Source organism: Streptomyces prasinopilosus (genome assembly GCF_001419695.1).
GTDB lineage: Bacteria > Actinomycetota > Actinomycetes > Streptomycetales > Streptomycetaceae > Streptomyces > Streptomyces prasinopilosus.
Map to the genome: position 1 here is coordinate 1 of NZ_LIRG01000641.1, position 7,529 is coordinate 7,529.

Sequence of the window (7,529 nt, forward strand, 5' to 3'; positions counted from 1 at the left end):
CCGGTCGACCTGGTCCTGGCCGTCCGCCGGGCGCCCGTCACAATGGCTGTCGTGAGCGATGTGAGACATGTGCTGGTGCTGCCCGACCGGGACGCCGCGGAGGCGGTGGCGGAGGAGCTGGGCGAGCGCTTCGGCGTCGACGAGGAGCCGCGGCTCGTCCGGGACGCCCTGGCCGGGGAGGACGACGCCGAGGACGCCCAGTGGCTCGTCGTCCTGCGCGACGAGGGCGACCGGCTGGACCCCGGCGCGCTGGACGAGTTCGCGGCCCGGTGGGACGGCTGGCGCGAAGAGCCCTGACCCGGCGCCGTCACGGCGGGGACCTCGCCGTCGGTGGTGCGTGCGATGCTTGGCGCGATGGCCAGGAAGACAGCTCAAGACGACCCCCTCGCCCCCGTGACGCTCGCCGTGGGCCAGGAGGACCTCCTGCTCGACCGCGCGGTGCGGGAGGTGGTGGCGGCGGCGAAGGCCGCCGACGCCGACACGGACGTGCGCGACCTCACCTCGGACCAGCTCCAGCCCGGCACCCTCGCCGAGCTGACCAGCCCCTCGCTGTTCGCCGAGCGCAAGGTCGTGGTGGTGCGCGGCGCACAGGACCTGTCGGCCGACACGGTCAAGGACGTGAAGGCGTACCTCGGGGCGCCCGCCGAGGAGATCACGCTCGTCCTGCTGCACGCGGGCGGCGCCAAGGGCAAGGGCCTGCTGGACGCGGCGCGCAAGGCGGGGGCGCGGGAGGTGGCCTGCCCGAAGATGACGAAGCCGGCGGACCGGCTGGCCTTCGTGCGGGGCGAGTTCCGGGCCACCGGGAGGTCGGCCACACCGGAGGCGTGCCAGGCGCTGGTCGACTCCCTCGGCAGCGATCTGCGGGAGCTGGCGGCGGCGGTGTCCCAGCTGGCGGCGGACATCGAGGGCACGATCGACGAGGCGGTCGTCGGCCGGTACTACACCGGGCGGGCCGAGGCGTCGAGCTTCACGGTCGCCGATCGCGCGGTCGAGGGGCGGGCGGCGGAGGCGCTGGAGGCGCTGCGCTGGTCGCTGGCGACGGGGGTGGCGCCGGTGCTGATCACCAGCGCGCTGGCCCAGGGCGTACGGGCGATCGGGAAACTGTCGTCGGCGCGCGGGGGCAGGCCGGCCGACCTGGCGCGGGAGCTGGGCATGCCGCCGTGGAAGATCGACCGGGTCCGGCAGCAGATGCGGGGCTGGACCCCCGACGGCGTGTCCGTCGCCCTGCGGGCGGTGGCCGAGGCGGACGCCGGCGTCAAGGGCGGCGGCGAGGACCCGGGGTACGCCCTGGAGAAGGCGGTCGTCACCATCGCCCGCGCGGCCCGGTCGAGGGGCCGCGCGTAGGGACGGACACCGGGCCCGTACGCGGGGCCCGTCCCACGGTTCCCGTCCGCTCCGCGGCCGGACGGGACGGAACGGGACCGGACGAAGCCGAGGACCCCGCTCCGGCGCCCGGGGAAGGGCGGGCGGAGCGGGGTCCTCGGTGAAGCCGAAGCTCGGAGCCCGTACCCGCGTGGCGAACGCAGGCCGCGTACAGGCTCGGGGTGCCGGTCGGGGGCGGAGAGAGAGGGCCCGCCCTGGGTCCTTCCGGCGGTCGGACCGAAGTCCGGGTGGATCAGATCAGATCAGCGAGTGGTTCAGCCCTTGAGGGGAGCGACCTTGTGAGCCAGCGCCGACTTCTTGTTGGCGGCCTGGTTCTTGTGGATGACGCCCTTCGAGACGGCCTTGTCGAGCTGACGCGCGGCAGCGCGCTGGTACTCGGTGGCCTTCTCGACGTCGCCCGCGGCGGCGGCCTCACGAGCCTTGCGGATCGCGGTCTTCAGAGAGGACTTGACGGCCTTGTTGCGCAGCCGGGCCTTCTCGTTGGTCTTGTTCCGCTTGATCTGGGACTTGATGTTCGCCACGAATGAGCCTCTACAGTTCTGGCACGGGGCCGCACGGGGCCCGGGCCGGTGAGTTTCCTGAGACGTGCCTCGTACCGAGAGGGCAGGAGACACGGCCACCCACGTTACCAGCGGCCCGACGGGCGGCCCAAACCAGGCCCCGGCCGGAACCGGCGGGGTTCCCGGTCCCGGCCCCGGCGCGGTCCCCGCGCCCGCCCGGAACGGTTCCCGGAACGGCCTCCGTTCCGGTACCGGTCCGGACCCGCCCGGATCCGCGGCCCCCTACCCGGGGCGCCACACTCCCCGCCCGTGGGACCATGGAAGCTACGTATCGATCCGATCCGACCCGAGACCGCAGACACTGCGGACGCCTCAAGAATCAGGACCCTGCGTGCCCGCGACCCCCATCCACGTGCCCGAGCCGAGCCGTACCGACCCGGCTCTGATCCGCAACTTCTGCATCATCGCGCACATCGACCACGGCAAGTCCACGCTCGCCGACCGGATGCTCCAGCTGACCGGCGTGGTCGAGCAGCGGCAGATGCGCGCCCAGTACCTCGACCGCATGGACATCGAGCGCGAACGCGGCATCACGATCAAGTCCCAGGCGGTGCGGTTGCCGTGGGCGCCCACTGACGACAAGGGCAGCACGCACATCCTCAACATGATCGACACGCCGGGGCACGTCGACTTCACCTACGAGGTGTCGCGGTCGCTCGCCGCCTGCGAGGGCACGGTCCTGCTGGTGGACGCCGCGCAGGGCATCGAGGCGCAGACCCTCGCCAACCTGTACCTGGCGATGGAGAACGACCTCACGATCATCCCGGTGCTCAACAAGATCGACCTGCCGGCCGCGCAGCCCGAGAAGTTCGCCGAGGAGCTCGCCAACCTGGTCGGCTGCGAGCCCGACGACGTGCTGAAGGTGTCCGCCAAGACCGGGCTCGGCGTCGACGCGCTGCTGGACAAGGTGGTCGCCGAGATTCCCGCCCCGGTCGGCGTCAAGGACGCGCCGGCCCGCGCGATGATCTTCGACTCGGTGTACGACTCGTACCGCGGTGTCGTGACGTACGTCCGGGTCATCGACGGCCAGCTCAACAAGCGCGAGCGCATCCGGATGATGTCCACGGGCGCGACGCACGAGCTGCTGGAGATCGGCACCAACTCGCCGGAGATGCTGAGCGCCGACGGTCTCGGCGTCGGCGAGGTGGGCTACCTCATCACCGGTGTGAAGGACGTCCGCCAGTCCAAGGTCGGTGACACCATCACCAGCCAGCACAAGGGGGCCGAGGAGGCACTGGGCGGCTACAAGGAGCCCAAGCCCATGGTCTTCTCCGGCCTGTACCCGATGGACGGCTCCGACTACCCCATGCTGCGCGAGGCGCTGGACAAGCTCCAGCTCAACGACGCGGCCCTGGTCTACGAGCCCGAGACGTCGGCCGCCCTCGGCTTCGGCTTCCGTGTGGGCTTCCTGGGCCTGCTGCACCTCGACGTGATCCGTGAGCGCCTCGAGCGCGAGTTCGGGCTCGACCTGATCGCCACCGCGCCCAACGTGGTGTACCGCGTGCTCATGGAGGACGGTGCCGAGCACATCGTCACCAACCCGAGCGAGTTCCCCGAGGGGAAGATCGACAAGGTCTTCGAGCCGGTGGTGCGGGCCACGATCCTCGCGCCCACCGAGTTCATCGGCGCGATCATGGAGCTGTGCCAGACCCGGCGCGGAACCCTGCTCGGCATGGACTACCTCTCCGAGGACCGGGTCGAGATCCGCTACACGCTGCCGCTCGCGGAGATCGTCTTCGACTTCTTCGACCAGCTGAAGTCCAAGACCCGCGGCTACGCCTCGCTGGACTACGAGCCCACCGGCGAGCAGTCCTCCAGCCTGGTCAAGGTCGACATCCTGCTGCACGGCGACAAGGTGGACGCCTTCTCGGTGATCACCCACAAGGACCAGGCGTACGCGTACGGCGTGCGGCTCGTCGCCAAGCTGCGGGAGCTGATCCCGCGGCAGGGCTTCGAGGTGCCCGTCCAGGCCGCCATCGGTTCCCGGGTGATCGCCCGCGAGACCGTCCGCGCCATCCGCAAGGACGTCCTCGCCAAGTGCTACGGCGGTGACATCTCGCGCAAGCGCAAGCTGCTGGAGAAGCAGAAGGAGGGCAAGAAGCGGATGAAGATGGTGGGTGCCGTGGAGGTCCCGCAGGAGGCCTTCATCGCCGTCCTCTCCAGCGACGAGAGCGCGGGATCGGGCAAGGGCAAGAAGTAACCGGGGGTTACCGGAGGTGGTCGGGTTCGCCCCCGGCCCTCCGGGCGGAACGGGGCCCGCCGCGCGCACGCGCGGCGGGCCCCGGCGCGTGCGCGGGCGGCCGCGGGGCAGGTCCGGGGGCGGGACCCGCGATCGGCCCGCGGCCGGCCCCGTGACCGGTCCGTCGTCGGTTCCGTTGTGGTCCGCGGGGGGATTCTCTGTGCAAAGTGACAGGCCGTGGCCCCTTACGCAGCCGCCGACGGGCCCTTACTCTGTCCCTGCCCGATGGTTACTCACGAGTTAAACAAGGGTACGTCGCGCAACCAGCCGAATACCCCGCATGTCAGCCGTACACCAGCCGCATCTGAACCAGCCGCACCGTAGCGGGCCCCGGAGGATGTCTTGAGCGACACACAGACTTTGATCGAGAACCGGCCGCCGAGCGTGGCGACCCTCTTCCAGGAGCGTGTCGCCGCCACACCGGACACCGAGGCGTACCGCTACCCCGTCCCGTCCGCCACCGGCTCGGGCCCCGACGACTGGAAGACGCTCACCTGGGCCGAGGCCGCCGACCGGGTCAACGCCATCGCGGCCGGTCTGATCGAGCTGGGCGTGAACCCGGAGGAGCGGGTGGCGCTGGCCTCCGCCACCCGGGTGGAATGGATCCTCGCCGACCTCGGCATCATGTGCGCGGGCGCCGCCACCACCACCGTCTACCCGCAGACGAACCTCGAGGAGTCCGCCTACATCCTGTCGGACTCCGACAGCCGGGTACTGATCGCGGAGAACGCCGAGCAGGTCGCCAAGGCGGTGGCGAAGCGCGCCGAGCTGCCCCACCTCGGCCACGTCGTGGTCATCGACACGGACGGCGTCGAGACGGACGACTGGGTGATCAGCCTCGCCGAGCTGGAGCGCCGCGGGGCGGCCCGGCTGGAGAAGGAGGCCGGGCTGGTCAAGGAGCGGGTCGCCGCGATCACCAAGGACCAGCTGGCCACCCTCATCTACACCTCGGGCACCACCGGCCGCCCCAAGGGCGTCCGCCTGCCGCACGACAACTGGGCGTACATGGCGAAGGCGATCGCCACGACCGGGCTGGTCCGGCCGGACGACGTGCAGTACCTGTGGCTGCCGCTCGCGCACGTCTTCGGCAAGGTGCTCACCTCGGGCCAGATCGAGGTCGGGCACGTCACCGCCGTCGACGGCCGCGTCGACAAGATCATCGAGAACCTGCCGGTGGTGCGGCCGACCTACATGGCGGCCGTCCCCCGCATCTTCGAGAAGGTCTACAACGGGGTGGCCGCCAAGGCGCGGGCCGGCGGCGGAGCCAAGTACAAGATCTTCCAGTGGGCCGCCGGCGTCGCCCGCGAGTACGCCAAGGTCACCCAGGACAACTTCCGCCGCACCGGCGTCGCCGACGCCCCCTTCGGCCTCACCGCGAAGCACAACCTCGCCGACAAGCTGGTCTACGCGAAGATCCGCGAGGCGTTCGGCGGCAACCTGCGCGCCTGCGTCTCCGGGTCGGCGGCCCTGGCCCCCGAGATCGGCTACTTCTTCTCGGGCGCCGGCATCCACATCCTGGAGGGGTACGGGCTCACCGAGTCCTCCGCGGCCTCCTTCGTCAACCCGGGCGAGGCCTACCGCACCGGCACCGTCGGCAAGCCGATGCCGGGCACCGAGGTGCGCATCGCCGACGACGGCGAGATCCTGCTGCGCGGCCCCGCCATCATGGAGGGCTACCACGGGCTGCCCGAGAAGACCGCCGAGGTCCTGGAGTCCGACGGCTGGTTCCACACCGGCGACATCGGCGAGCTGTCGCCCGACGGCTACCTGCGCATCACCGACCGCAAGAAGGACCTCATCAAGACCTCCGGCGGCAAGTACATCGCGCCCGCCGAGATTGAGGGACAGTTCAAGGCGGTGTGCCCGTACGTCTCCAACATCCTGGTGCACGGCGCCGACCGGAACTACTGCACCGCCCTCATCGCCCTCGACGAGGCGGCCCTGGCGCCCTGGGCGGCCGAGAACGGCCTGGCGGGCAAGCCGTACGCGGAGATCGTCGCCGCGCCCGCCACGGTCGAGATGGTCGACGGCTACGTCAGACAGCTCAACGAGGGCCTCCAGCGCTGGCAGACCATCAAGAAGTTCCGCCTCCTGCCGCGCGACCTCGACATCGAGCACGGCGAGATCACCCCGAGCCTGAAGCTGAAGCGCCCGGTGGTGGAACGGGAGTACAAGCACCTGATCGACGAGATGTACGCGGGCACCCGCGAGGCGTGACGTGCGAGGCGTGACGCACCCGAGGTGACCTGTACGGGATGACCTGTACGGGGGCGATCCGCGGGGCGTGAGCACAGGGGCGGGGTGCCCCGGACCGGTCCGGTCCGGGGCACCCCGCCCCTGTCGTCGTCCTCCCCGCCCTCTCCCTGCCCGAGCCGGCCCCGGCTGTCAGTCCGCAATGTTCCGGGTTCTTCGGCCACGGCCCCGTCGCCACCTTCCGGAACACCGGTTGTACGACCGCGTCTCCGGTGCCCCGGAACCACCCGTGCCCGTTCGCGACCAGGGAGGTCACCTCGACCCCGCACCGCCCCACGCGCAGCAGCCCTCCGCGAACCCGTCCCCGAGCCGGACGGCCGGCCCGGCACACGGATTCCGCGGGCCGTGGGCGAGTGCCCGCTCAGCCCGCCGCGAAGTCCACGAACGCCGCCCAGCCGGCCGCACGGACGGAAAGGTGCGGTCGGTCCGCGTCCTTGGAGTCGCGGACGTGAACGGTGCCCGGGACGACGGCTATCTCGACGCACTCGCCGCCTTCGTTGCCGCTGTAGCTGCTCTTGTGCCAGACAAGTCGTCGACGGCTCTCAGTGCTCATCTTCCGTCCGCATCCTCTCGATCAGGGTCAGAGACTCTCGCGGAGTGAGCGCCTGGGCCCTGATGCTGCCGTAGCGTGCGGCCAGGATACGGACCTCGTCCATGTCTGTGGCCAGGCGTGCGACAGCCTGTACTTCCGTATATCCCACTTGAGGCTTTCCCTTGGGGGTCAGCAAGGTGAACGGACCGCCCATGCCTGCGTGCTCGGCCCGATCCGTAGGCATCACCTGCAACTCGACCGTACGGAGCCGCCCGAGCTCAAGCAGCCGGTTCAACTGCTCCTTGTGGACCTCGGGTCCTCCGATCGGCCGACGAAGCACTACTTCTTCGATCACCGCGGTCACCATGGGAGGGGGCCACTGGGTCAGGATTCCCTGGCGGTCCATCCGGGAGGCCACGCGCTGCTCGATGGTCTCCTCCTCAAGCAGGGGTTTCCGCATCTCGTACAGTGCGCGAGTCCGTCGCTCGGTCTGGAACAGCCCGGGAATGTCATGGTTGTTGTAGAAGTTGACCTCGACCGCCTCCGCCTCCAACCGCGCGTA

Annotated in this window: 7 protein-coding genes; 4 read left to right on the forward strand and 3 right to left on the reverse strand. The window is 70.6% G+C overall.

What is annotated here, in order from left to right; all coding sequences use genetic code 11:
* Positions 1-51 precede the first annotated feature (51 nt).
* Both AOK18_RS23790 and holA read left to right on the forward strand, forming a co-directional pair.
* On the forward strand, positions 52-297 hold the full coding sequence (locus AOK18_RS23790) for a hypothetical protein (protein WP_055574378.1): 246 nt from the start codon (positions 52-54) through the stop codon (positions 295-297).
* A gap of 57 nt (positions 298-354) precedes the next feature.
* Complete coding sequence (holA, locus tag AOK18_RS23795; RefSeq protein ID WP_206281586.1) at positions 355-1,344, forward strand: DNA polymerase III subunit delta; 990 nt, start codon at positions 355-357, stop codon at positions 1,342-1,344.
* 293 nt (positions 1,345-1,637) lie between these two features.
* Here the strand turns inward: holA and rpsT are convergent, their stop codons facing one another.
* Positions 1,638-1,904, reverse strand: a complete 267-nt coding sequence (gene rpsT, locus AOK18_RS23800) for a 30S ribosomal protein S20 (RefSeq protein WP_055573616.1) — start codon at positions 1,902-1,904, stop codon at positions 1,638-1,640.
* Positions 1,905-2,274: 370 nt separating this feature from the next.
* On the opposite strand from rpsT, the gene lepA reads away from it, so the two are divergent.
* Both lepA and AOK18_RS23810 read left to right on the forward strand, forming a co-directional pair.
* Positions 2,275-4,143, forward strand: coding sequence for a translation elongation factor 4 (gene lepA / locus AOK18_RS23805; RefSeq protein WP_055573617.1), 1,869 nt, complete (start codon positions 2,275-2,277; stop codon positions 4,141-4,143).
* 381 nt (positions 4,144-4,524) lie between these two features.
* Positions 4,525-6,399, forward strand: a complete 1,875-nt coding sequence (locus AOK18_RS23810) for an AMP-dependent synthetase/ligase (RefSeq protein WP_055573618.1) — start codon at positions 4,525-4,527, stop codon at positions 6,397-6,399.
* Between the two features lie 397 nt (positions 6,400-6,796).
* Here the strand turns inward: AOK18_RS23810 and AOK18_RS23815 are convergent, their stop codons facing one another.
* Together AOK18_RS23815 and AOK18_RS23820 are read right to left on the reverse strand one after the other, a co-directional pair.
* Positions 6,797-6,988 carry a DUF397 domain-containing protein gene (locus AOK18_RS23815; protein WP_055573619.1) on the reverse strand — a complete coding sequence of 64 codons (192 nt, stop codon included), beginning with the start codon at positions 6,986-6,988 and terminating at the stop codon, positions 6,797-6,799.
* On the reverse strand, positions 6,978-7,529 hold a 552-nt coding region (locus tag AOK18_RS23820), incomplete at its 5' end, for a DUF5753 domain-containing protein (RefSeq protein ID WP_240503291.1). The genes AOK18_RS23815 and AOK18_RS23820, both read right to left, overlap by 11 nt.